Raw genomic sequence first — 25,129 nt, 5'->3', positions numbered from 1 at the left:
CATGGCACTTGTCGAAATTGAAAATCTCTCGGTCGAATTTCCGACCCAAGGCGGCATCATGCGTGCCGTGGACGGCGTGAGCCTGAAGCTCGAAGAGGGCGAAGTTCTCGGCGTCGTCGGCGAGTCGGGCTCCGGCAAAAGCGTGACGATGCTGGCCCTCATGGGCCTCATCCCCTTCCCCGGCCGCGTGAAGGCGGACAAGCTCGCCTTCAACGGACGCAATCTCCTGACGATCTCCGACAGGGAGCGGCGCAAGCTCACGGGCAAGGACGTCGCGATGATCTTCCAGGAACCGACGACCAGCCTGAACCCGTCCTTCACCATCGGCTTCCAGCTTACGGAAACCCTGCGCCTGCACGAAGGCATGGACCGCAAGGCGGCGCGCCGCCGGGCGATCGAGCTTCTCGAGCAGGTCGGCATTCCGTCTCCCGAGAGCCGCCTGTCCGCCTATCCGCACCAGCTTTCGGGCGGCATGAACCAGCGCGTGATGATCGCCATGGCGATCGCCTGCAATCCCAAGCTGCTCATCGCGGACGAGCCGACGACCGCTCTCGACGTGACGATCCAGGCGCAGATCCTCGATCTGCTCATGACGTTGCAGAAGGAGCGCAACATGGCGCTCGTCATGATCACCCACAACATGGGCGTGGTGGCCGACACCGCCCAGCGCGTGATGGTGATGTATGCGGGGCAGATCATGGAGGAGCGCTCCGCCGCCGACCTGTTTGCCTCGCCCCAGCATCCCTACACGGCGGCGCTTCTCGCCGCTCTGCCTGAGCGGAGCGAAGGCGGACGCCTGGCAACGATTCCCGGCGTCGTGCCGGGCCTCTACGACCGGCCGAAGGGCTGCCTGTTCAGCCCGCGCTGCGCCTATGCGACCGAGCATTCGCGCAACGTGCGCCCCGCGCTGCGCCCCTGGGCCGGCGGACAGATCCGCTGCCATTATCCCCTCGGCGATCCGGAACGGGACGCGCACATCAAAAAAGATCATCTTGTTGGGACGGAGGCTGCGTCGTGAAGGCTCCCGTTGTCGAAGCCAAGGGCCTCAAGCAGGTCTATAAGATCAAGCGCGGCCTGTTCAAGGAGCCGGCCAATCTGCAAGCCGTCGGCGGCATCTCGTTCGCCATCGAGCCCGGCAAGACCCTTGCCGTCGTGGGCGAATCCGGTTGCGGAAAGTCCACGCTCGCCCGCATGGTGACGCTCATCGAAAAGCCGACCGAAGGGTCCCTCACCCTCGACGGCATCGATGCGGTCAATCCGCCGTCGAACTATGCCAAGGAGCTGCGCCGCATGGTGCAGCTGGTGTTCCAGAATCCTTACGGCTCCCTCAACCCGCGCAAGAAGGTCGGGACGATCCTGGAGGAGCCTCTCGTCATCAATACCAACCTGTCCTCCGCGGAGCGGAAGGAGCGGGTCCGCGCGATGATGGCCAAGGTGGGCCTGAGGCCCGAGCACTATAACCGCTATCCGCACATGTTCTCCGGCGGCCAGCGCCAGCGCATCGCCATTGCACGTGCGCTGATGCTCTCTCCGAAGCTCGTGGTCGCGGACGAGCCGGTTTCGGCCCTCGACGTCTCGATCCAGGCGCAGGTGCTCAACCTCCTCGCCGATCTTCAGGAAGAGATGGGCCTTGCCTATCTCTTCATCTCGCACGACCTCGGCGTCGTCAGGCACATCGCGCACGACGTGCTCGTGATGTATCTCGGCAATGCCGTCGAACACGGTCCGAAGGACAGGATCTACGCCCGTCCGCTGCATCCCTACACGCAGGCGCTGCTTTCCTCGACGCCCGGGATCACCGGCGTGAAGCGCAAGCGCATCGTGCTCAAAGGCGAACTCCCCTCCCCGCTCAACCCGCCGAAGGGCTGCGTGTTCTCGACCCGCTGCCCCTATGTGACCGAGCGTTGCAAGGTGGAGCGCCCGGCTCTGCGGGAGCTCGACGGACGGCAGGTCGCCTGCCACTACGCCGAGGATTTCCTGAAGGAAGAGGCGGCCTGATCCGACTTTACGCGGGCAACGGCAGGCGCTTGGCTGCCGTTGCCTGTCCCGGGGCCGGATTGACCTCGGCTTGCGAAAGCTTCTCTTCGCCCGTGGCGACCCTCAGGCATTGCACGACAGCCTCGCGCAGCGACGAGACGTGGTAGGTCGCGCCAAGAGTCGCGCGCATGGCCTCGCTCTTCAGCACCGGATCATCGACGGGCCAGAGACCCACAAGGGTCGGGGCGTCGGGCACGCGCTGCTTCAGACGGCGCAACAAATAGCGCAGATGCGCAGGAGTCCCGCTGATCTCCAGATAACTGATGCAGATCATCTGCACGCCCGTCATGTCCAGGCCGAAGATCTCCCGCCGCGACACGGCCTCATGAGAAACCACGCGCGTGCCGAGTCCGTGCTTGCCCAGCAATTGCGCCAGCATCTCGGCGGCCGCCTCGTCCAGGGGACCGCGGCCTGCGACGCACATGATGGCTCCCTCGGCACGCCAGGTTTCGGGGATCCCGCTTTCCTCAGGCATAGGAGCTTCGGCTGCGGGCTGCTTGTTGTCGGGCTGCTCGCTGACCCGTGCCGCCACCGGCTCGTCCTTCGTTTCGTGAGGCTTGGGCTCCACATCGTCATGACCGCTCAGGTCCTGCACGAGGGATGTGACCACATCCTTGACCTGCTCAAGCTGGCGCTGGGTCATGACGCCGCGCGTCGCATCGTTCGCCGCCAGCTGGAGTCCTTTCAGGGCGACCTCGTCGTAATAGGAGGTGAGCGAGCGTTCCTTGAGCAGGAGTTCGGCGGATTCCAGCGCTTCATCCGGATCGCCTGCCAGCATCCGCTGATAGAGATTCTCGGCTGGGGTCAGGGCCGGTCTATCGCCGAGGAGGACATCCAGGAATTCCAGCCGCTCCACATGCCGGCCAAGCACCACGAGGCAGAGCGTGAGCGGGGTGGCGATGACCAGGCCCACCGGCCCCCATAGCCATGTCCAGAAGATCGCTGAGAGAACGACGGAGAAGGGCGAAAGACCCGTGCTCTGCCCGTAGACGACCGGTTCGACCACGTGTCCCATCAGGGGCTCCCCGATGACGAAGAGCGCCAGGGCCATGAGCGCCATCGACCAGCCGGGATCGACGGCGGCGGCCAGAAGAATCGGCGGCACGGCGGCGAGGAAGGAGCCGATATAGGGCACGAACCGCATGAGCGCGGCGAAGACGCCCCACAGGGCGGGGCTTGGCACGCCGATGAGCCACAGGCCGATTCCGGCCACCAGGCCGAAGCAGGCATTGAGGGCGAGCTGGGTCAGGAAGTAGCGGCTGAGACGGCGCGCGGCATCGTCCATGGCCGCCGTGGTGCGGTGCAGGTCGCTCGATCCGAAAAGGCGAATCATGCGGTCGCGCAGATCCTCCCGCTGCATGAGAATGAAGATCAGCACCACGAAGACGATGCCCATGGTCGCCAGGGGTCCGACGATGGGCAACAGCACGTTTCTGGCCACCTGCGCCGGTGTCGGGTCCGGCTCGTGCACCTCGACGGGGAGCGGCTTCGGCTCTTCAGGGGGCGGCGTCGAGGTGGCGGGCGCAGGAGAGGTCTTTTCCGGCGGCTCCGCGACGGCCTGATCGATGTGGCGGCCGAAATCCTTGAGAAGGCCGGGTAACCTGCCCATCGCCCCTTCGCGGAGGGATCCGACCTTCTCGCGAATGGTGCTCTGGTAGCGTGGCAGGTCGGTCGCGAGGCCCGCCAGCTGGAAGCCGATCACCCCGCCGATAGACAGGATGATGCCCAAGGCGACAAGCACGGCGATGATGACGGAGGGTCCCCGGCCCAGATGCCAGCGGCGCAGCAGCTCGACGAACGGGGCGAGCACGAAGGCCAGGAGGATGGCGAGGAACACAGGGAGGAAAACCTCCCGCCCGACATAAAGGGCTGCCAGCACGACCACGCCGACGGCAAGGGTCATCAGCCCCGAGAGTCCTGGAACGCCGGGGGGGTCAATCTCCGTCTCGGGAGGGGGCACGGGAGCGGATGCAGGGCGCATGCGGTCGATCTCTTCCAGGCGCGAGACGATCGCGCCGTCCTGCAACAACGTGCTCAAGCCTGAAACGATCCTTGAACGTGGCCATTCTGAGCATCCGCCTCAGCCGAGGACGAGAACGAGGCCCGCCGCCGGCGAAAAACCGGGTCCACTTTTCCGCACGATGCGCTAAGACTTGCAGCCCAACGGCATCAGGCAGGAGCGATCATGACGGCTTCAGACGCGACTCTCGCGGGCAACCCCCTTCTTCAGCCATGGACCACGCCTTTCGGTCTTCCGCCCTTCGAGAGCATCGCACCGGAGCATTACAGACCCGCTTTCGACACGGCCCTCGCCGAGCAGCAGGCCCAGATCGCAGCGATCGCCGACAGCCCCGAACCGCCTACCTTCGCCAACACCATCGAAGCGCTGGAGCGCAGCGGCCAGACTCTGAAAAAGGTCGGCGGCGTGTTCTTCAATCTCGCCGGTTCGCACACCAGCGATGCGATTCAGGCGGTGGAGCGCGAGATGGCGCCGATCCTCGCCAAGCACCGCAACAGCATCTTCATGAACGAGGCGCTCTACAAGCGCGTGGCGGCGCTCTACGAGAAGCGCGAGAGCCTGGGCCTCACCCCGGAGCAGGCCCGCGTTCTCGACCGCTACCACACCATTTTCGTCCGGGCGGGCGCGAAGCTCGGGCCCGAAGAGAAGAAGCGCCTGGCCGCCATCACCGAGAGGCTGGCGAGCCTCGGCACGCAATTCTCGCAGAACGTGCTGGCGGATGAAAAATCCTACCAGCTCGTTCTCGACGGAGAAGCCGATCTCGAAGGCCTGCCCTCCTTCCTGCGGGAAGCGGCGGCTCAGGCCGCGGAGGAGCGCGGACTGAAGGGCAAGTACGTCATCACCCTTTCCCGCTCCAGCATCGAGCCCTTCCTGCAATTCTCCAAGCGGCGCGATCTGCGCGAGCAGGCGTTCAACGCCTGGGCCGCGCGCGGCGACAACGGCGGCGCCACCGACAACAAGGCCATCATCGCCGAGACGACGGCCCTGCGCGCCGAGCGGGCGAAGCTCCTGGGCTATGAGACCTTTGCGGATTTCAAGCTCGCCGACACCATGGCGAAGACGCCCGACAACGTGCTCAAGCTCCTGAACGACGTCTGGGCCCCCGCCCGCGCCCGCGCCGAGGAGGAGCGCAACGACCTTCAGGCCCAGGCGCAGTCCATCGGCGACAACATCGTCATCGAGCCCTGGGACTGGCGCTATTATGCCGATCAGGTCCGCATGGCGCGCCACAACCTCGATGAGGCGACCATCAAGCCTTACTTCCAGCTCGACCGCATCATCGAAGCGGCCTTCGAGACGGCGAACCGTCTCTTCGGCCTGAGCTTTCAGGAGCTGAAGGACTTTCCGCGCTATCATCCCGACATCCGCGCCTGGCAGGTTCTGGACGCTGGCGGAGGGCACGCCGGTACCTTCATCGGCGATTACTTCGCTCGTCCTTCCAAGCGCAGCGGCGCCTGGATGAGCGCCTTCCGCTCACAGGAAAAGCTCACCGGCGATGTCCGCCCCATCATCGTCAACGTGATGAACTTCGCCAAGGGCGGCGCGGGCGAGCCCTCGCTCCTGAGCTTCGACGATGCACGCACGCTCTTCCACGAATTCGGTCACGGTCTGCACGGGCTTCTCTCGAACGTGACCTATCCGCTGCTCGCGGGCACGGCCGTTTCGACGGATTTCGTGGAGCTTCCCTCGCAGCTCTACGAACACTGGCTCTCGCAGCCGGATATTCTGCGCCGCTACGCCACCCACTACCTCACGGGAGAGCCGATTCCGGAGGAACTGCTCACCCGCCTGATGGCCGCGCGCAATTTCAACCAGGGCTTTGCGACGGTCGAGTATCTCGCTTCGGCGTTCGTCGATCTCGAGCTTCACCGCCGCAGGGAGCTGGACGATCTCGACGTCTCGGGTTTCGAAGCGGAGACGTTGCGCAAGATCGGCATGCCGCGCGAGATCATCATGCGCCACCGCACGCCGCATTTCACGCATGTTTTCTCCGGCGACGGCTACTCGTCGGGCTACTACAGCTATCTCTGGTCGGAAGTGCTCGACGCGGATGCCTTCACCGCGTTCGAGGAAACGGGCAATGCCTTCGATCCGGACATGGCCGGCAAGCTGAAGCGCTTCATCTATTCCGCCGGAAACCTGCGCGATCCGGCGGAGGCCTATACGGCCTTCCGGGGGCGTCTGCCTACGGCTGATGCGCTCCTGGCCAAGCGCGGATTGATGGCAGCGGTCGAGGATGCTTGAGAAGGGTCAGGCCGTTCCGGCGATGAGCGTTCTCATCCGCTTCGCCATGTGAAAGCGGATCCTGAAGATCCGGGGCGCCTCCTTCGAAGGCGTCTCGGTCGGGATATCCGGATGCAGCACGCTCTTCAGGAAAGCCATTCCCTTCGGATCGGTCTCCAGGGCTTTCGCATCGAGCACGGGCATGAGCGCCTTTCCCTCTTGATTCGTGTTTATCCGGAAACGCTACGCTACAGAAAAGAAACGGCTACGCTCGTGCAAAGTTCCTGACGTCACTGCGAGAATCGCAGCTCGGTGATCTGCCGGGAAACCTGGCCCGGCGGCAGGATAGACGATGGAAAGTGGGCATTATTGGGGCTGTCGGGGAAACGCTGCGGCTCCAGGCAGAGTCCGGCATGGCGGCCATACCTGACTCCTCCCAGCCCCGGCACCGGCATGTTGATCAGATGACCGTCATAGAATTGGAGGCCGGGTTCCGTCGTCCAGAGCTCCATGGACACGCCGCTTCCGAGCGAGGACAGCGTCGCCGCATGACGGAGTTCTTCATAAGGCCCCCGCAGGACATAGTTGATGTCGTAGTGGATACGCTCATGCATGAGCTCGGCCGCGCCGATCGGCCTGAGGGACGTGAAATCGTATCCGGTATTCGCCACGCGCTTGATCTCTCCGGTCGGGATGAGATCGGAGCGGGTCGGCGTGATGTAATCGGCCGCGATCATCAGGTGGTGAGCCAGGATGTCCGCGCTGCCATCCAGGTTGAAATAGCCGTGGGTGGTCAGGTTGACCGGCGTCATCCGGTCGCAGGTCGCCTCGAGCGCGATGCGCAACCGGCATCCTGGCAGAAGCGTATAGGTGCAGGTGGCGGCGAGCCGGCCCGGATATCCCATGTCGCCATCCTCCGACACGAGGCTCAAGGTTACGCTGGACGTCGTGTGATCGACGAGGCTCCAGAGACGGGTGCCGAAGCCCATGGGGCCGCCATGAAGCTGGTTCCGGCCCTCATTGGGATGCAGATGAAACGTCTCGCCGCCGAGAATGAACCGCGCCCCTCCGATGCGGTTGGCATAGCGCCCGACCACAGCACCGAAGTACGGGGAATGGGCCATATAATCCTCGATGGAATTGAGACCCAGCACGACCCGCTGAGGCCCGGCCGCGGCGGGAACGACGAGATCGCGCATCGCCGCGCCCCAGGTCAGGACCTGCATTGCCATGCCGTCCGGCCCGTTCAGGGAAACCTGGAGGACGTCCTGTCCGTTGAGGGAGCCGAAGCGCGCGACGGTCATGATGTTTATCCCTCGAAGATGTTGGTCTTCAGCCCGCGGATGCCGCCGGTCTCGACCTCGAAGAGATGCCCCGCCATCACGTCGACATGCGGATCGCGGCCGATGGCGGCCGTGGTGATGTAGAGCGTCGTGAGGTCCGGCCCTCCGAAGGCGCATTTCGTCACCTGCGCCGTCGGAACGGGCACGATGCGCTCGACCGACCCGTCGGGGGCAAAGCGCGTGATGCGCGAGGCGCCCCAGTGACAGACCCAGACATGCCCCTGCGCATCGACCGCCATGCCGTCCGGGTGCCCCCACCCCTCCTCGAAGCGCGCGAAGGGACGCGGCTCGCCAATCAGGCCGCCGGCGACATCGAGCGCATAGACCGTCCGCCGAATCGTATCGGTGGCATAGAGCACCCGGCCGTCGGGGCTGAAGGCCGGTCCGTTGGTGACGACGATTCCGGAATGGAACCGGGTCAGCTCCTTGCCGTCCCAGCGCCAGAAGGCCCCCGATTCGGTTGCCTCCTCATCGTCCATGGTGCCGAAATAAACCGCCCCGTCCGGTCCCACATGACCGTCGTTGATCCGGTTGTTCGGCTTGTCCTCGTCGGGCGAGACGAGAGGCTGCACGGCGCCCGTCTCGAGGTTGAAACGGGCAAGCCCCGACTTGAAGCCCGCAAGGACGACATCCCGATCGGCGGTCAGCGCGACGAAGCCGATCCGCTCGGGCGCATCGATGCGCACATGCTCCTTCGCCTCGGGGTGATAGCGCCAGATGCCCGGGTTCTTGATGTCGACCCAGAACAAGGTGTTCGAGCGGTGATCCCACACAGGACCCTCGCCGAGCATGCAGGCGCTGGCCACCGCCACGTGGGGCGTCTTCGGGTGCACGGCTGGATGGGTCATGATCGTCCTTCCCGGGTTGAGGCCCTCGGCCGCTGCTTCACTCTGGCGGTAACTCCGTCCGCGCGGGATGGGTCCGTCAGGAGGCTCCGGTCTCTGCGATGCAGCGGGCCAGCTCCACGAGGCTCAGATCCGAGCCCGCAGGCCCCATGATCGACAATCCCAACGGAGCGCCGAGGCGGGAGGCGAGCGGGATCGAGACCTGCGGCAGGCCCGAGAGCACCGACAGGCAGAGCAGGTTCAGGGCGTTGTTGCGGTAGTCGTTCAGGGCCTCGTCGCTCTCGGAGAGAAGCGGCGCGACATCGGGCATGGTCGGCAGGACCAGCACCGCATCGCCGCCGAGCAGGGCCTCGAAACGCTTCCGGAACGCCGCGCGAATCACCTGGGCCTCGGCCACCTGGGCATCGCTCACCCCCTTGGAGAAGGCGAACCGGTCGGCCACGCCGGGGCCGAGGGGCGGGTGGAAGCGCTCGATCATCGGCCCGTCGACCGCCCAGGCCTCGCGGCTCTGGATATAGCGCATGGCCCAGTAGAGGACGCTGAAGCCTTCCGTCGCCGCATCGGCCTCCTGCGGCTCGCCCAGCACGCTCCCGACCCGGCGCAACGCCGGGGCAAGGGCCTCACGCACCTGTCCCTGGAGCAGCGCGAACGCGTCCCGCGCCAGCAGCACCCGGGGCTTTGGCGGCAGAGGCGCCGGATCCTCTCCCAGCACGACCTTCCCGACCCGCACGAAGGTGGCCGCGTCGCGGGTGAAATACCCGCAGGTATCGAAGGAGGGAGCGAGATCGTGGCAGAGTTCGAGGCTGACGCGGCCATGGGTCGGACGGATGCCGAAGAGGCCGCAATGGCTCGCCGGAGCCCGGACGGACCCGCCCGTGTCGGTGCCGAGCGCGACATCGCACAGCCCGTTCGAGACGGCCGCCGCCGAGCCCGAGGACGAGCCGCCCGGGATCCGGTCCGGCGCACCGCCGTTCACGGGCGTGCCGAAATGGGCGTTCTTGCCGCTCATGGAAAAGGCCAGTTCGTCCGTGATCGTCTTGCCGACGAACCGCGCCCCTGAATCCAGCAGCGTCTGGACGATGGGGGCCGTGCGGGACTTGATGCCGGACATGGCGAGCATGTGGGGCGAGCCCGCGCTCGTCGGATAGCCCTCCACGTCGAAGAGGTCCTTGGCGGCGAAGGTCAGGCCGGAGAGCGGCCCCCTTGCGGCATGGGGGACCGAGACGGCCGGATAAGGCATGAAGGCGCGGGCGGGATCGCGGTCGAGGAGCATGGATCTGTCACACATGGAACTGCAAGGACGGCAAATCTGTCACTCTCATCGGCCCCACGGCAAGGAAGGAATTGATGAAGCTCGGCAGTTTGCATCTTTCTTCTCGGCCCGATTGGCTCTACATGCTCGCAGGTTCTCGACGGAAGGGACGCGCTATGGCGAAGGCATCGACGATCCGCTGGCTGGCTCTTGGAGCGGCATTTGCATTCGCATCACCCACGGTTCAGGCGCAGCAGCCTCCGATCAAGCTCGGCGAGCTGAACTCCTACGCTCAGTGGGCGGCCTTCACCGTACCCTACCGTAATGGTTGGCAGATGGCCCTCGACGAGATCAACGCCAAGGGCGGCGTGCTGGGCCGCAAGCTGGAGATCGTGTCCCGGGACGACGGCGCGACCACGGGCAGCGCCACCCGCGTGGCGGACGAACTCGTGAACCGCGAGGGCGTCTCCCTGCTCTTCGGCTCTTTCCTGTCGAATGTCGGCGTCGCGATGGCGGATTTCGCGAACCAGAAGAAGGTCGTCTACGTCGCCGCAGAGCCGCTCACCGACGCCATCACCATGGCGCAGGGCAACCGCTATACCTTCCGCATCCGGCCGAACAACTTCATGCAGGTCGGCATGCTGGTAGACCAGGCGAAGGCCTCCGGCGCCAAGCGCTGGGCCATCGTCGCGCCGAACTACGAATACGGTCAGTCCGCGGCAGGCGTGTTCAAGCGCCTGATCCAGGAACGCGTGCCCGGAGCGCAGATCGTCGCGGAGCAGTATCCGGCTCTCGGCAAGATCGAGGCGGGGGCCACCGTCTCGGCCCTCGAACAGGCCAAGCCCGACGGCATCTTCAACGTGCTCTTCGGCCCCGACCTGACCCAGTTCGTCCGCGAGGGCAACACGCGCGGCCTCTTCGAAGGCGCAACGGTTCTCTCCCTGCTGACCGGCGAGCCCGAATGGCTCCTGCCCCTCAAGGACGAAGTGCCCACGGGCTGGACCGTCACCGGCTATCCGTGGGACGAGATCAAGGAGCCCAAGCACAAGGCCTTCGTGGACGCCTACCGCGCGAAGTACAACGAGACGCCCCGCCTCGGCTCGCTGCTCGGCTACATGGTCGTCAACATGATCCGCGACAGCATCGAACGCGCGGGCTCCACCGATACGGAGGCGCTCATCAAGGCGCTCGAGGATGCGAAGTTCGACACGGTCGTCGGTCCCGTCACCATGCGGGGCATCGACAATCAATCCAGCATGGGCGCCTGGGTCGGCAAGCTCGTGCTCAAGGGCGCAACCGGCGGCATGACGGACTGGACCTACAAGGACGGCGCTTCGTTCATGCCGTCCGAGGCCGAGGTGAAGGCGGTGCGGAAGGACTAGCGGATTGATCGCGCTGGATCCCTCCTTCCTCGCCGTTCAGGCCCTGAGCGGGCTGTCCAGCGCCTCCTCGCTCTTCATCACCGCCTGCGGCCTGACCATCGTCTTCGGCGTCACGCGGATCGTGAATTTCGCTCACGGCTCGCTCTACATGATCGGCGCCTACACGGCCGCGACCCTGATCCCGCGCCTGCTCGAATTCTCTTTCGGGCCCACTGCCTTCTGGGCGGGCATCCTTGCCTCGGCCCTCATCGTCGGCGTGATCGGCGTCATCATCGAGGTCGTGCTCCTGCGGCGCATCTACGGCGCACCGGAGCTTTTCCAACTTCTCGCCACTTTCGGCGTGGTGCTGGTGGTGCAGGACCTCGTCGTGCAGGTCTTCGGCCCCGAAGACATTCTCGGGCCGCGCGCGCCGGGACTTCGCGCGCCCGTCGACATCCTCGGGCGGCGCTTCCCATCCTATGAACTCGCTCTGATCGCGGCCGGTCCCATCGTACTGGGACTCGTCTGGCTCCTGCTGCGCAGGACGCGCTTCGGCGTGCTGGTGCGCGCGGCGACGCAGGACCGCGACATGGTGGCCTCGCTCGGCGTCAACCAGGCGCTGCTGTTCACCGGCACGCTGTTTCTCGGCGCATTCCTCGCGGGCCTGGGCGGTGCGCTCCAGATCCCGCGCGTCTCCGCCAATACGGGAATGGATCTGGCGATCATCGCGGAGGCCTTCGTCGTCACGGTGGTCGGCGGCATGGGCAGCGTGCCGGGCGCGTTTCTCGCAGCGCTCATCATCGGACAATTGCAGGCCTTCGGCATCCTGATCTTTCCCAAGAGCACCCTTGTCGTGGTGTTCCTGCTCATGGCCGTGGTGCTGGCGATCCGGCCCTACGGGCTCTTCGGGCGCGCCGAGGTCATCGGCGGAACCCATGCAGTGGGCATCGCCAGCCGCAAGCCTCAGCCTGGCCGTCCGTTCATTCTGCTCTTCACGGTCGCGGCTCTCGCCGGCTTCCCGCTGATCGCGGATGCATATCTTCTGAAGGTCGCGACGGAGATCCTGATCTTCGCGCTCTTCGCCTTCAGCCTGCAGCTTCTCATCGGCGTCGGCGGGCTCGTGAGCTTCGGCCATGCGGCCTTCTTCGGCCTCGGCGCTTATGGGGCGGCGCTTGCTGTCAAATGGTTCGGCACGTCGATGGAGACGGCGCTGCCGCTCGGGCTTGCCCTCGCTGCCCTCGGCGCAGGCCTGATCGGCGCTTTCGTGGTGCGCCTGTCCGGCATCTATCTCGCCATGATGACGCTTGCAGCCGCGCAGATTCTCTATGCGGTCGCCTTTCAATGGGTCGATGTGACCGGCGGCGACAACGGAATCGTCGGCGTGTGGCCCTCGCGCTGGGCGAGCGGACCGGTTCCCTATTACCTGCTGACGGCCGCTTTGACTCTGGTGGCGGTGCTGCTTCTGAAGCGCATCATCGACGCGCCGTTCGGCTATGCCTTGCGCGCGGCCCGCGACTCGGAAGCCCGTGCGGAGGCCATCGGCCTCGCGATCCGTCGGCACCGCTGGCTCGCCTTCATCGCCGCGGGCGCGGCGGCGGGCCTCGCAGGCGGTCTCTATGCCTTTTCCCGCGGATCGGTGGATCCGAGCCTGCTCGGCATCTCGACCTCGGTGGATGCGCTCACCATGCTGCTCCTGGGCGGCATTCAGACCGTGATCGGACCTCTCGTGGGTGCCGGCGCCCTGCACGCCCTGCGCGACTGGATCATGCCGCTCACGCCCCTGTGGCGCCTGTTCCTGGGCCTGAGCATCATCGCGATGGTGCTCCTCTTCCCGCGCGGCCTCGTCGGCACCGTCCGGGACCGGTGGGAGGCGCGGGCATGACGCTTTTGACCGTGACGGGCCTGCACAAATCCTTCGGCGGCGTGGTGGCGGCGCGCGACGTATCCTTTACCGTCGCGCGCGGCGAGATGCTGGCCATCATTGGACCCAACGGCGCGGGGAAGTCGACCGTGTTCAACATGGTCGGCGGCCAGCTCGGGCCCGATCGCGGACAGGTGCTGATCGACGGGCAGGACATCACCCATGCCTCACCGCAGGCGCGCTTCCGCGGCGGCGTGGGGCGCACCTTCCAGGTGGCGCAGACATTCCTTTCCATGAGCGCGGCCGAGAATGTACAGATGGCGCTGATCAGCCGTTTTCGGCAGAGCCGGGGACTCTGGACGCCGGCGCGGGAGCGCCATCGCGCGGGAGCGGTCGACCTGCTCGCCCAGGTCGGCATGGCGGAGGCGGCGGACATGCCCTGCTCGGCGCTGGCCTATGGCGACGTGAAGCGTGTGGAACTCGCCATTGCGCTTGCAGGCCAGCCGAAGCTGCTCCTCATGGACGAGCCCACCGCCGGCATGGCGCCGCAGGAGCGGGCCGCGCTCATGGACCTCACCGCCTCCATCGCCGCCTCCCAGGGCATCGGCGTTCTCTTCACCGAGCATGACATGGACGTCGTCTTCGGCCACGCGGCCCGGGTGATCGTGCTTCTGCGCGGCCAGATCATCGCGGCCGGAACTCCGGACGAGATCCGCCAGGACCCCCAGGTCAGGCGCGCCTATCTGGGCGACAGCCATGCCCTCGAGCCATCCCAAGGAACGGGCCCCGCATGAGAGGAGACGTGCTGCTCGACATCAGGAACCTGCGCGCCTTCTACGGCCGGGCGCAGGTGCTGTTCGGCCTGTCGCTCCATCTCTATCCGGGCGAGGTGGTGGCGCTCGTCGGCCGCAACGGGGCTGGCAAGACCACGACCCTGAAGGCGATCATGGGGCTTGTTTCGGCCACCGCCACCCATGCGACCTTCAAGGGACATTCCTTGAGCAAGCTCCCGACCTACAGGATCGCACGCCTCGGCTTAGGCTACGTGCCCGAGGACCGGCGCATCTTCACCGATCTCACCGTCGAGGAGAACCTGGAGACGGGCCGCCGGACGGCGGAAGCCGGACGCTCGCCTTGGACTCCCGAGCGGCTGTTCCGGCTCTTTCCCAACCTCGGCGAGATGCGTGGCCGCCGGGGCAACCAGATGTCCGGCGGTGAGCAGCAGATGCTCTCCATCGCGCGCACCCTCATGGGCAATCCGGATGCGATCCTGCTCGACGAGCCGTCCGAGGGCATCGCCCCGGTCATCGTGCAGATGATGGCCGAGGCGATCCGGGCCATGAAGGCGGAAGGCGTCGCAGTGCTTCTCTCGGAGCAGAACTGGGCCTTTGCCGCCGGGATCAGCGACCGCGCCTGCGTCATCGAGCGCGGCGAGATGCGGTTCCAGGGCTCCATGGCCGAGCTGATGGCCGACAAGGCTCTGCGCGAAGGAACCCTGGGCGGCTAACACCGATCCCATTCAGGCGGCCCTACGGGTCCGCCCGAACGATGCTCTCGCTCAAGAAGGAAGCATCGGATTCAATCCCAAAAGTGCAGGTCCACTTTTGGGTCCGATGCTTTAGGAGTGTCACCTGCCTGAGTGGCGATCCGATCACGAGATACGCCACGCGACTCCATCCTCCTGTTGCGACCTATCCCGAATTGCCCGGCCGCTGTCCTGTTCGGTCAAGCAAAGGCCCGTGATCCGACATACTGAAACCCCATGGCGTGCGTCGGCGGGCTGAAGGAACCGCTGGTGTACCGTTTTGCCCCACGCCGTGCCCTGGATCGGAAATGCGATCCAGGACGCTGCATGAGGCCTTGTGGGTTTCAGTAAGGTGAGGGCTGCGCCATGGCGCTGATCGATACCGGATCCTCTCCGGCCAAGCTGCAGAGCAAGGCTCCGCATCCGGGCATGGTCTGGATTGCGGGCGGCACGTTCAGGATGGGATCGGACAGGCATTATCCGGAGGAGGCGCCGGTCCACCGCGTCACGGTCGACGGGTTCTGGATGGATGCGACGCCGGTCACTAACCGCGCGTTCCGCCGCTTCGTGGAAGCGACGGGCCATGTCACGGTCGCGGAGAGAACGCCGGATCCGAAGGATTATCCCGGCGCGCTGCCGCACATGCTCAAGGCAGGATCGCTCGTCTTCAGCCCGCCGGATTACCCGGTCAACCTGAGCGACTGGAGCCAGTGGTGGGCCTTCGTCTTCGGTGCCAACTGGCGCCGCCCCTATGGGCCCGGCTCCTCGATCAAGGGTCTCGACGATCACCCGGTGGTGCATGTCGCCTATCCGGACGCCGAGGCCTATGCGGCCTGGGCCGGCAAGGAGCTGCCGGCGGAGGCCGAATGGGAGTTCGCCGCGCGTGGCGGGCTCGACGGCGCCGAGTTCGCCTGGGGCGACGAGCTGACGCCCGGCGGCCGGCATATGGCCAATACATGGCAGGGCGCATTCCCCTTCCAGAACACAAAGCTGGACGGCTACGAGCGCACCTCGCCGGTGAGGGCCTATCCGCCCAACGGCTACGGGCTCTACGATATGATCGGCAACGTCTGGGAATGGACGTCGGACTGGTACGCGCCCAAGCACCCGTCTGACGCGCCGAAGGCCTGCTGCATCCCCGAGAACCCGCGCGGCGGGCGCGAGGCCGACAGCTACGACCCCTGCCAGCCGCAGATCCGCATCCCGCGCAAGGTGCTCAAGGGCGGCTCGCATCTATGCGCGCCGAGCTACTGTCGCCGCTACCGCCCGGCCGCCCGGCATCCGGAGCCGGTCGACACCTCCACCAGCCATGTCGGCTTCCGCTGCGTGGTGCGCGAGGTCCGGGGGACATGATGGCCGACACCGTGACAGCCAACCAGTTGCTGCTGGCTCGCTTCGTGGTCATCGTGGCCGGGGTCCTCGTCGGTCTCGGCCTGTTCTGGTACGGATTCTCGACCGAAGTGCTGAGCCGGATCGGGCGCAACATCTTGGAGCGGCCCGGGGGTCCGATGACCTTCCGCTTCATCCTCCAGCCGACCATGGCGGCCATCGCGGCCTTCTACGATGGGATGAAGGACGCACGCCTCAACCGCTCGCCTTACCTGTGGGCCCTGCTCACGGACCGGAACGGGAGCACGGGGCGCTTGCGCGAAGGCGTGATCGCGACGGCGCGGATCATCCTGCTGGGCCTCGTCATGGACGGAATCTATCAGGCGGTCGTTCTAGACGCCTTCTTCCCGGCCGAGACTGTGCTTGTTTCGATCCTGCTCGCGTTCCTCCCCTACGTTCTGTTGCGCGGGCCGTTCTGCCGCCTTGCCCGGTGGTGGGCAAGGCGCAGGTCTACCGGTCCGGTATCGTGAGGAGCAGATCATGTCGGCTGCCCGGCCTCCCCGCTCGTCCATCATCGCATGGGATACCGCAGAGAGCCGCAGCATTGCAGGGACGTGTGAGAGACACCGACATGATGCGCGACAGGCGGCCCATGCGCTTGTGCGTTTCGTCCAGCCATCTTGACGCAGAGGAGGCGTGCCATGGCGAAGAAACCGAACTCCCTGATCCTGTGGGGTGACGATATCGGCCAATCGAACCTGAGCATCTTTACGAGAGGGATGATGGGCTATCGGACGCCCAACATCGACCGCATCGGCGAAGAGGGCATGCTCTTCACGGATTACTACGGCGAGCAGAGCTGCACGGCAGGCCGCGCGTCCTTCATCACCGGGCAATGCGGACTGCGCACCGGCCTGACCAAGGTCGGCCTGCCTGGCGCCGAACTCGGCATGCGCGCCGAAGACCCGAACATTCCTGAGCTGTTGAAGCCGTTGGGATACGCGACCGGCCAATTCGGCAAAAACCATTTCGGCGACCGTGACGAGCACCTGCCGACGATGCACGGCTTCGATGAGTTCTTCGGCAATCTCTATCATCTCAACGCAGAGGAGGAACCGGAGCTTCCCGACTACCCGAGCGAAAAGGATTTTCCAAACTTCAGGAAGAACTTTGGCCCGCGCGGTGTGCTCCACTGCTGGTCGGATGGCAAGGGCGGACAGAAGATCGAAAATACGGGCCCACTGACCAAGAAACGGATGGAGACCGTCGACACCGAGTTCCTCAAGGCCGCGCAGGACTTCATCAGGAAGGCAGCCAAGGACGACAAGCCGTTCTTCGTCTGGTTCAACACGACGCACATGCACTTCCGAACGCATATCGAGGACCGCATTCGTGGCCAAGCTGGACGTTGGCAGTCCGAATACCACGACTGCATGATTGAGCACGATAAGCACATCGGCAAGATGCTTGACCTGCTCGATGAACTCGGTATCGCCGACAACACGATGGTCATGTACTCGACCGACAACGGTCCGCACATCAACTCGTGGCCGGATGCGGCCATGACGCCGTTCCGCAACGAGAAGAATTCGATGTGGGAAGGTGCATATCGCGTACCATGCCTGGTGCGCTGGCCAGGGGTGATAAAGCCCAGGACAGTCTGCAACGAGATCGTCAGTCATCTCGACTGGTTGCCGACCATCGTCGAAGCGGCTGGCGATCCGGACGTTAAGGAGAAGCTTAAGAAGGGCGGCTACGAGGCGAACGGCAAGACGTTCAAGGTTCACATCGATGGCTTCAGCCTTATGCCTTACCTCACCGGAAAGGCCAAACAACACGAGCGGAAGGGATTCTTCTACTTCACGGATGATGGTGATCTCGCCTGCCTTCGCTTCGATAACTGGAAATTCGCCTTCATGGAGCAGCGGGCTCGCGGCACGCTCCAAGTCTGGGCCGAGCCGATGATAACGCTGCGCGTTCCCAAAATATTCAATTTGCGCACCGACCCCTATGAACGCGCGGACATCACCTCCAATACTTATTATGACTGGCTCCTGGACCACGCCTTCATGCTCGTCCCCGCACAGGCAGGCGTCGCGGAGTTTCTCGCAACGTTCAGAGAATTCCCACCACGGCAGAAAGCAGCGAGCTTCGGCATCGATCAGGTGATGGAAAAGATTATGGAGACTGCAGGAGGCGGGCACCACTGAGCTTTCCAAGTCCTGCTGGAGCAGTTTGCAAGAGAGGCTGACCGGAAAGGGCAGCAGACAAAGACGGCGACAGCGCGGCGGATGGACCTCCGTCCGCCGCCCCGAGCTGAGGCAGGTTCCATGCCGTCCCGTGTTGGGCATGGTCCCGATGCAGCCATCCTGCCGAACGAGGATGATTCTGACGATGGCCGATTCCAACCCGAAACGTCCTATCAGCGATGACATGTCCGTCGAGTTGTCCGCGCGCCGGACCGGCATGTCGTTCCAGCGCACCCGCATGAGCGCCGACCGAACTCTGATGGCGGTGATCCGTACGTCGCTGTCTCTCATCGGCTTCGGTTTCTCGATCTTTCAGTTCTTCCAGAAGCTGCGCGAGGCCGGCACGATGACTCACGTCGGCTCCGCACGGAACTTCGGCATGACGCTGGTGATGCTCGGCATCGTGATGCTGATCGGCGGCATCGTCTTTCACAGCCAGTTCATGCTTGGCCTGCGCGCGCAGCGCAAGGAGATGAGGGCCGCTCGACTGATCTACGGCGAAAGCCGATTCCCCCCTTCGTTCACGCTCATCACCGCCGTGATCCTGCTTCTCATCGGGATCGGCGCCATCGTGAGCATGACCTTCCAGATCGGGCCGTTCGGTTGAGGTCGGCATGTCGGACAAGATCGTCACCATCGCCGCACTTCTCAAGAACCAGGGATATGCGACGGGGCAATTCGGCAAAAACCATCTCGGCGACCTCAACAGCCATCTGCCGACGATGCATGGTTTCGACGAGTTCTTCGGGAACCTCTACCACCTCAATGCCAAAGAGGAGCCGGAGAGGTCGGACTAAACCTCCGATAAGGACTTCCCCACCTTCCGCAAGATGACGGGTCCAAGGGGCGTGATCCATTCCTGGGCGCAGGATGAGGACGATCCAGCGGAAGAACCGCGATGGGGCCAGGTCGGCAGACAGAAGATCGAGGATACCGGCCCGCTCACGAGGATATTCATTCAGCCGAAGGCAGGCCCTACATTTACGCGACAGACTTTGCCGTTTCCAGATCGGCGATATGCCGCATCCTTGCAAGTTTAGTCATAAGATACGGGCCTATCTTCCATAATCACGACCAAATATTCTTGAATGAAATAGAAACATATGAAATTGTCCTATTGAAATTTAACATATGATGACCTGCACAGGTTGGATAATTTTGTTTTCCTCGGTCAAAGATAGATCTTCTTGAAAAACGATAAACCAAACCGAACACCTTCCTGACTTGCTCGTTAACTCGCCGTCTAGGCCAGCAAAAAGGAGATTGATGATGGCTCAGAATAAATCTGGCGGCTCCAACCGCGGCTTTTCTTCCATGGACGAGAGCAAGCAGCGCGAAATCGCGAAGAAGGGCGGCGAGGCCGGCGGCGGCAGCTTAAAGAACACCCCTGAGAAGGCGTCCGAGGCCGGGCGCAAGGGTGGCGAACACTCCCACGGCGGTGGCCGCGGCCGCTAGCACGGAGCACTCTCATTCCCTAAGGAGGACCGCCGAAAGGCGGTCCTTTTTTATGCCGGGATGCCCCTAAACGGAGCGCCGGAACGGCCGGCTACGATTGACGGGGCGGCTCCAGGCCCGATATGCAGTCGGGGCTCGCGGCCCCACCCGCTTCTCATCCCGACCTTGAGGAAACCCTTATCCATGGGCGTGATCCATGTGACCGACCGTAACGGCCAGCGCCACACTCTCGAAGCCCTCGAGGGCTGGCGGGTCATGGAGATCATCCGGGACTGGGGGCTGCCCATCGAGGGCCTGTGCGGCGGCGCCTGCGAATGCGCTACCTGTCATGTCTTCGTGGACGACAAATGGCTGGACAAGCTCCATCCTCCGACCGAGGAGGAGGAGAACCAGCTGGACACGGTGGTCAGCTGGCCCAATTCCCGCCTGTCCTGCCAGATCATCTGGACCCCCGAACTCGACGGCCTGGAGGTCACCCTCGCCCCCACCGGGAACTGACACCGTCGAGCCTGCCGCATTGCCAAGACCAGGAGACCGTGCTTTTCGGATGCGGTCTCTCCAAGGAGCCTGTTCATGACCGACCATATCGAAACGGACGTCGTCATCATCGGTGCCGGGCCTGTGGGCCTGTTCGCCGTGTTCGAACTCGGGCTCCTCGACATCAAATGCCATCTGATCGACATCCTGCCGAAGGCAGGCGGGCAATGCGCGGAGCTCTACCCGGAGAAGCCGATCTACGACATTCCCGGCTTCCCGATGGTGACCGGCCAGGGGCTCGTGGACAACTTGATGGCGCAGATCGAGCCCTTCCACCCGACCTTCCATTTCAACGAGATGGTGGAAAGCATCGAGACCCTCGGCACGCCCGAGGCGCCGCTGTTCAGGGTCAGGACCGCCGAGAACGGAACCACCTTCACCTGCAAGTCCGTGATCATCGCGGCGGGCGGCGGCTCGTTCCAGCCCAAGAAGCCCCCGATCGACAACATCGAGGCCTATGAGGGCACGGGCGTGTTCTACGCCGTACGGAAGATGGAGATGTTCCGGGACAAGAAGGTGCTCATCGTCGGCGGCGGCGATTCCGCCCTCGACTGGACGGTGAACCTGCAGCCCATCGCCCGGCGCCTGACCCTGCTCCACCGCCGCGACGCCTTCCGGGCCGCGCCCCACACCGTCGAGAAGATGCGCGCCCTCGTCGCCGCCGGCGAGATGGACCTGCATCTCGGCCAGGTGAGCGCTCTCAAGGGCGAGCCGCCCGTGCTGGAGGGCGCCGTCATCCGCAAGGACGACGGTTCGGAGTTCACGGTGGATTGCGATGTGATGCTGCCCTTCTTCGGGCTCACCATGAAGCTCGGCCCGATCGCCGAATGGGGCCTGAACCTCCATGAGAACCTGATCCCGGTCGATACGGAAAAGTTCGAGACCAACGTTCCGGGCATCTTCGCCATCGGCGACATCAATACCTATCCGGGCAAGCTCAAGCTGATCCTCTCCGGCTTCCACGAAGGCGCGCTGGCGGCCCAGAAGGTGCACCGCTACGTTTACCCCGAGAAGAAGCTCCTCTTCCAATACACGACCTCGTCCACGAGCCTGCAGAAGAAGCTCGGCGTGGCCGCCTGACGAGGCTCGGGTTTACCTCGTTTCGGGCCTCGGGCGTGCTTCCCCTTGCGAAGCCGCCCGGTTCCTGAAACTCTCGCATCATGACGAACCTTTCCGACCTCACCCTCGGCCATCGCGTTATGGCGATGATCGAGGCTCTCGCCGCGCACAGCGATGAATTCGGGCGCATCACGCGCCTGTATCTCTCTCCCGCGCACAGGGCCGCTGCGGATACGACCCTGGGCTTCATGCGGGATGCCGGTCTTGCCGCTCACATCGACGCTCTCGGCTCCGTCGTCGGGCGCATCGAAGGCAGGAATCCCGAGGCTCCTGCCCTTCTCATCGGCTCCCACATCGATTCGGTGGTCGATGCGGGCCGGTACGATGGCAATCTCGGGGTCGTGCTCGGCATCGTCGCCGCCGAGGCGCTCAAGGAGCAGGGCATCGTGCCCGCCTGTCCCATCGAGATCGTGGCTTTCGGAGACGAGGAGAACGTCCGCTTCCCGACCAATCTGTCCACGTCCTACGCCCTTGCCGGCCGCTACGACCCGGCCTGGCTCGATGGCCGCGATCAGGACGGGATCGCACTGCGCGATGCCCTGATCGGCTTCGGTGGCGATCCGAACGGCATTGCGGCGCTTGCCCGCGACCCGGGCCGCTATCGGGGTTATCTCGAAGTCCATATCGAGCAGGGCCCCCTGCTCGAGGCCAGGGAACTGCCGGTGGGAATCGTCTCGGCCATCAACGGCATTACCCGTGCCCGTGCCCATGTGGTCGGCGAGGCAGGCCATGCCGGCACGGTGCCGATGACCATGCGCCGCGATGCGCTCGCAGCGGTGGCGGAGATGATCGGCATCGTGGAGCGCGCAGGCTCCCTCCGCGCAGACACGGTAGCGACCGTGGGCGTGGCGCAGGTGCAGCCGGGAGCGATCAACGTGATCCCCGCACGGGTCGATTTCACCCTCGACGCCCGCTCGCCGGACGATGCGGTGCGGCAGGCCATGGTGCACGACATCGTGACGGAGTGCCGGGCTGCGGCCCAGAGGCGCGGTGTCGCTTTCACCATCGAACCCTTCATGGACTCGCCCGCAACCCCCATGGACAAGGGGCTGATCGGGCATCTGGAGAACGCTGTGAAAGGCCTCGGGATCGAGCCGCTTCACCTGCCCTCCGGCGCCGGTCACGATGCGGTCGCCATGGCGACCCTCTGTCCCTCGGCCATGCTCTTCGTGCGCTGCAAGGGCGGCATCAGCCACAACCCGGCAGAGTCGATCACGGTCGAGGATGCGGACGTGGCGGCCCGCGTGCTGATCGAGACCGTCAAGCGGGTTGCAGGGTAGAATTTCTGCCGCGTCAGCCTTGCCATTCGTCCGCGAGCATGGCCCAGCGCTCGTGATCGCGCCATTGGCCGTTGATCTTCAGGTAGCGGGGTGAATAGCCCTCTAAGCGAAAGCCGAGCCGCTGGGCGAGTTTGCGGGAAGGCTCGTTGCCGGGCTGGATATTTGCTTCCACGCGATGCAGGCCGAGATCGCCGAAGGCCTGCGCGAGTACGAGGCTCACCGCCTCTCGCATGAGGCCGCGCCCGCTCATGCCTGCCATGCCGTAATAACCCATATAGGCACTCTGGAAGCCCCCGCGCACGATCTCGCTCAGGTTGACGACGCCGGCGATCCGTCCACTCTCCCGCTCCCGGACAATGAAGCCCACGGCGCGCTCGCCGTCGCAGCGCGTGAGATAGCCGAGAAAGCTCGCATGATCCCGGCACGGGGAAACCCATGGCTCATGGAGCGCGATGCTTGCGAGGTTCGCCGCCACCAGTTCTGCGGCATCCGAGGCATGAACGGGACGAATGAGAATGCGTGACATGGCTTTTATTCCAGTTTCAGGAACCATGACATAGACCTGCCGTTATCGTCAGCCTCTTCAATCATAAGGAATGGACGATGCGAGCCATCATTCTCCCCGCTTTCGCCCTTGCTCTCGGCACAGGATTCCTCGCAGTTCCGCAAGCAGAAGCCCGTTTCAGCCCCGAACGTATTCAAGGCCCCTCGCTCGTGGACAGCGTCGCCTGCGTGACGCGGCGCGTGCGCACCGTACGCGCGGACGGCCGTGTCGTCTATCGCACCGTGCGCCGTTGCGGCGTTCCCGCATGGCAGCGCTACGAGAATCGCTGCCGCTGGGTCCGGGAGCGCGTCTACCGTCCGAACGGCAGTTTCGTCGTGCGCGACGTACGCCGCTGCCGCTGACCGGCTCAGCGCGTCGATCCAAGGGCCGGGCAAAGCCGGCCCTTTCGCTTACTCGAGTTCGCCGACCGCGCTCTCGACCGCGGCGATCACGGCGCCGGAACGCACCAGATCGAGCGCCTGGCGCATCTCGGTGGCATACCAGCGATCGCCGTCGAGCGCCGGCGGTATGACCGCGCGGATCGCTTCCATCGCCGCACGCGAGCCCTTGCCCAGCGGCGCATCCTTGGCAAGCGGCTCCACGAGCGTGAGCGCCTGCGCCGCCATGAGCAGCTCTCCGGCCACGATCTGCTCCACGTTCTCCACGATGACGCGTGCCTTGCGCCCGCACCAGGTGGAGTTGGAGACATGATCTTCCGCGTTCGACTTGCTCGGAATGGAATCGACGGAGCCCGGCGTCGCGAGACCGCGATTTTCCATGACCAGCGCGGACATGGAGCATTGCACCGTGGCATAGCCCGTGTTGAGGCCGCGCTTGCCTGCGAGCAGGTTGCGCGGCAGGCCGTAGGACATGGTGGGGTCGATGAGGCGCGCGAGGCGGCGCTCGGAGATCGCGCCGAGATCGGCCATGGCGATGCCCAGGACGTCCATTGCCTGCGCCAGGTACTGGCCGTGGAAATGGCCGCCTGAGATCGACACGTAGCCGCCCTGGCCATCGTCGAAGATCAGCGGGTTGTCGGTGGCGGAATTCATCTCCGTGCCGACGATGCGCTCCACATACTCGATCGCCTCGGCGGCAGGCCCATGAACCTGCGGCGTGCAGCGCAGGGAATACACGTCCTGCACGCGCGGGGATGCAGGCGTGCCCGGTTGGCGCCGTTCGTCGGGAAAGGCGATTTCGCGGGCTTCTTGCGAGCAGCGCTTCGATCCGTCGAGAATGCGAAGCAGATTGCGCGCCACGCGGGCCTGGCCCGGATGCGGGCGGGCCCGGTGTACACGCGGATCGAAAGCCGCAAGCTCGCCGCGCATGGCCTCCAGCGACAGGCACATGGCGATGTCGGCCTGCTTGAGCAGACGGCGCGCATCGTGGGTCGCGAGAGCCGCCAGTGCGAGCGATGTGGTGGAGCCGTTGATGAGGGCGGAGGCATCCTTCGCACCGAGCTCGAAATCGGGCTCGAAGCCTGCTGCCGCAATCGCCTCGCGGGCAGGCATGAGGCGGCCTCGATAGACCATCAGCGCTTCCTCGAAGCCGCAGACGGCGCCCGCCATGTGCGCCAGGGGCGCAAGGTCGCCGGAGGCGCCCACGGAGCCTTTCTGCGGGATGACCGGATGCAGGCCCGCATTGAGGAAGGCGAGCAGGCGCTCGACCAGCTCCACGCGCGGCCCGGAATAATTCGATGCGAAGGCGTTGGCGCGCAGAAGCATCATGGCGCGCGTCACATCCTCCGCGAAAGGCTCGCCGACGCCTGTGGCATGCGCGTAGACAGTGTTTCGCTGATAGTCCGCCATGTCGGCGATCAGCACGCGCTGATCCTTGAACAGCCCGACGCCCGTGTTGAAGGCATACATGAGCGGCGCATCGTCATGCATCCAGGTGCGGTCGATGTAATCCCGTGTCGCCGCGATCCGCTCGCGGGCCTCCGGAGCCAGAACCGCTTCTGCGAAACGTCCCGTCGCATCCGGGCGCGCCACGCGCACCACATCCTCAATCCTGAGCGTTGCTCCGTCGAGCTTGACCGTCATCATTCTTCCTCATGTTCGGACAACCGATACCGAGGCTTCGGGATGGGTGCAACCGCTGCCTGGAGAAAGCCCGCCGGAACGGCGGAGCTTTCCCTTCACGAAACGGA

The 25,129-nt window shown here is 64.8% G+C and carries 23 protein-coding genes and 1 pseudogene; 17 read left to right on the top strand and 7 right to left on the bottom strand.

Annotation, left to right across the window (positions count from 1 at the left end; genetic code table 11):
• The first annotated feature begins 1 nt into the window (after position 1).
• Both L879_RS0102030 and L879_RS0102025 read left to right on the top strand, forming a co-directional pair.
• The gene (locus L879_RS0102030; protein WP_027314656.1) at positions 2-1,018 is read left to right on the top strand and encodes an ABC transporter ATP-binding protein; all 1,017 of its coding nucleotides are present in this window, start codon (positions 2-4) and stop codon (positions 1,016-1,018) included.
• Positions 1,015-1,998 carry a peptide ABC transporter ATP-binding protein gene (locus tag L879_RS0102025; RefSeq protein WP_027314655.1) on the top strand — a complete coding sequence of 328 codons (984 nt, stop codon included), beginning with the start codon at positions 1,015-1,017 and terminating at the stop codon, positions 1,996-1,998. Before L879_RS0102030 ends, L879_RS0102025 begins: the two co-directional genes overlap by 4 nt.
• A 7-nt stretch (positions 1,999-2,005) precedes the next feature.
• Here L879_RS0102025 and L879_RS0102020 read toward each other — a convergent pair whose 3' ends face one another.
• A complete protein-coding gene (locus L879_RS0102020) occupies positions 2,006-4,018 on the bottom strand; it encodes an AI-2E family transporter (RefSeq protein WP_027314654.1) in 2,013 nt (670 codons plus the stop codon).
• A gap of 204 nt (positions 4,019-4,222) precedes the next feature.
• On the opposite strand from L879_RS0102020, the gene L879_RS0102015 reads away from it, so the two are divergent.
• Positions 4,223-6,301: a M3 family metallopeptidase gene (locus tag L879_RS0102015; RefSeq protein WP_027314653.1), complete on the top strand. Its 2,079-nt coding sequence runs from the start codon at positions 4,223-4,225 to the stop codon at positions 6,299-6,301.
• A 6-nt stretch (positions 6,302-6,307) separates the two neighbouring features.
• Here the strand turns inward: L879_RS0102015 and L879_RS23465 are convergent, their stop codons facing one another.
• The 4 genes from L879_RS23465 to L879_RS0101995 all read right to left on the bottom strand — a co-directional run bounded on the left by L879_RS23465 (position 6,308) and on the right by L879_RS0101995 (position 9,756).
• Entirely contained in the window at positions 6,308-6,484 is a 177-nt protein-coding gene (locus L879_RS23465; RefSeq protein WP_154664047.1) for a hypothetical protein, read from the bottom strand.
• An 86-nt stretch (positions 6,485-6,570) separates the two neighbouring features.
• Positions 6,571-7,584 carry an aldose epimerase family protein gene (locus L879_RS0102005; RefSeq protein WP_027314652.1) on the bottom strand — a complete coding sequence of 338 codons (1,014 nt, stop codon included), beginning with the start codon at positions 7,582-7,584 and terminating at the stop codon, positions 6,571-6,573.
• Between the two features lie 5 nt (positions 7,585-7,589).
• Positions 7,590-8,471 carry an SMP-30/gluconolactonase/LRE family protein gene (locus L879_RS0102000; protein WP_027314651.1) on the bottom strand — a complete coding sequence of 294 codons (882 nt, stop codon included), beginning with the start codon at positions 8,469-8,471 and terminating at the stop codon, positions 7,590-7,592.
• Between the two features lie 76 nt (positions 8,472-8,547).
• A complete protein-coding gene (locus L879_RS0101995; protein ID WP_368086298.1) occupies positions 8,548-9,756 on the bottom strand; it encodes an amidase in 1,209 nt (402 codons plus the stop codon).
• Positions 9,757-9,896: 140 nt separating this feature from the next.
• On the opposite strand from L879_RS0101995, the gene L879_RS0101990 reads away from it, so the two are divergent.
• From L879_RS0101990 to L879_RS0101930, 13 genes and pseudogenes are all read left to right on the top strand, one after another.
• Positions 9,897-11,102, top strand: coding sequence for an ABC transporter substrate-binding protein (locus tag L879_RS0101990; RefSeq protein WP_027314649.1), 1,206 nt, complete (start codon positions 9,897-9,899; stop codon positions 11,100-11,102).
• Positions 11,103-11,115: 13 nt separating this feature from the next.
• The gene (locus tag L879_RS0101985) at positions 11,116-12,963 is read left to right on the top strand and encodes an ABC transporter permease (RefSeq protein ID WP_027314648.1); all 1,848 of its coding nucleotides are present in this window, start codon (positions 11,116-11,118) and stop codon (positions 12,961-12,963) included.
• Positions 12,960-13,736: an ABC transporter ATP-binding protein gene (locus L879_RS0101980; RefSeq protein ID WP_027314647.1), complete on the top strand. Its 777-nt coding sequence runs from the start codon at positions 12,960-12,962 to the stop codon at positions 13,734-13,736. Before L879_RS0101985 ends, L879_RS0101980 begins: the two co-directional genes overlap by 4 nt.
• On the top strand, positions 13,733-14,449 hold the full coding sequence (locus L879_RS0101975) for an ABC transporter ATP-binding protein (RefSeq protein WP_027314646.1): 717 nt from the start codon (positions 13,733-13,735) through the stop codon (positions 14,447-14,449). The genes L879_RS0101980 and L879_RS0101975 overlap by 4 nt, the downstream gene beginning before the upstream one ends.
• Positions 14,450-14,833: 384 nt before the next feature.
• Positions 14,834-15,820 carry a formylglycine-generating enzyme family protein gene (locus L879_RS0101970; protein WP_084020613.1) on the top strand — a complete coding sequence of 329 codons (987 nt, stop codon included), beginning with the start codon at positions 14,834-14,836 and terminating at the stop codon, positions 15,818-15,820.
• Positions 15,817-16,326, top strand: coding sequence for a hypothetical protein (locus tag L879_RS24140; RefSeq protein WP_245265146.1), 510 nt, complete (start codon positions 15,817-15,819; stop codon positions 16,324-16,326). Before L879_RS0101970 ends, L879_RS24140 begins: the two co-directional genes overlap by 4 nt.
• A 171-nt stretch (positions 16,327-16,497) precedes the next feature.
• Positions 16,498-18,006: an arylsulfatase gene (locus L879_RS0101960; protein WP_027314643.1), complete on the top strand. Its 1,509-nt coding sequence runs from the start codon at positions 16,498-16,500 to the stop codon at positions 18,004-18,006.
• Positions 18,007-18,145: 139 nt separating this feature from the next.
• Positions 18,146-18,652: a YidH family protein gene (locus L879_RS0101955; protein ID WP_245265158.1), complete on the top strand. Its 507-nt coding sequence runs from the start codon at positions 18,146-18,148 to the stop codon at positions 18,650-18,652.
• Between the two features lie 4 nt (positions 18,653-18,656).
• A pseudogene (locus L879_RS23065) lies at positions 18,657-18,995 on the top strand (sulfatase-like hydrolase/transferase); the annotation flags it as partial.
• A 319-nt stretch (positions 18,996-19,314) separates the two neighbouring features.
• Entirely contained in the window at positions 19,315-19,500 is a 186-nt protein-coding gene (locus L879_RS0101945) for a con-10 family general stress protein (RefSeq protein ID WP_027314640.1), read from the top strand.
• A 183-nt stretch (positions 19,501-19,683) separates the two neighbouring features.
• Complete coding sequence (locus tag L879_RS0101940; protein WP_027314639.1) at positions 19,684-19,998, top strand: 2Fe-2S iron-sulfur cluster-binding protein; 315 nt, start codon at positions 19,684-19,686, stop codon at positions 19,996-19,998.
• A 75-nt stretch (positions 19,999-20,073) separates the two neighbouring features.
• On the top strand, positions 20,074-21,117 hold the full coding sequence (locus tag L879_RS0101935) for an NAD(P)/FAD-dependent oxidoreductase (RefSeq protein WP_027314638.1): 1,044 nt from the start codon (positions 20,074-20,076) through the stop codon (positions 21,115-21,117).
• Between the two features lie 80 nt (positions 21,118-21,197).
• On the top strand, positions 21,198-22,436 hold the full coding sequence (locus L879_RS0101930) for an allantoate amidohydrolase (RefSeq protein WP_027314637.1): 1,239 nt from the start codon (positions 21,198-21,200) through the stop codon (positions 22,434-22,436).
• 13 nt (positions 22,437-22,449) lie between these two features.
• On the opposite strand, the gene L879_RS0101925 is transcribed toward L879_RS0101930, so the two are convergent.
• Positions 22,450-22,962 (bottom strand): GNAT family N-acetyltransferase, encoded by a 513-nt coding sequence (locus L879_RS0101925; RefSeq protein ID WP_027314636.1) that lies wholly within the window; start codon positions 22,960-22,962, stop codon positions 22,450-22,452.
• A 77-nt stretch (positions 22,963-23,039) separates the two neighbouring features.
• On the opposite strand from L879_RS0101925, the gene L879_RS0101920 reads away from it, so the two are divergent.
• Positions 23,040-23,342, top strand: a complete 303-nt coding sequence (locus L879_RS0101920; RefSeq protein WP_027314635.1) for a hypothetical protein — start codon at positions 23,040-23,042, stop codon at positions 23,340-23,342.
• A gap of 48 nt (positions 23,343-23,390) precedes the next feature.
• Here the strand turns inward: L879_RS0101920 and L879_RS0101915 are convergent, their stop codons facing one another.
• The gene (locus tag L879_RS0101915) at positions 23,391-25,025 is read right to left on the bottom strand and encodes an HAL/PAL/TAL family ammonia-lyase (RefSeq protein ID WP_027314634.1); all 1,635 of its coding nucleotides are present in this window, start codon (positions 25,023-25,025) and stop codon (positions 23,391-23,393) included.
• Positions 25,026-25,129 lie beyond the last annotated feature (104 nt).

Origin of the sequence: Microvirga flocculans ATCC BAA-817 (genome assembly GCF_000518665.1) — a bacterium.
Taxonomy (GTDB): Bacteria; Pseudomonadota; Alphaproteobacteria; order Rhizobiales; family Beijerinckiaceae; genus Microvirga; species Microvirga flocculans.
Note: the sequence above shows the minus strand (reverse complement) of the source record. Positions and strands in the feature narration are given on the sequence as shown.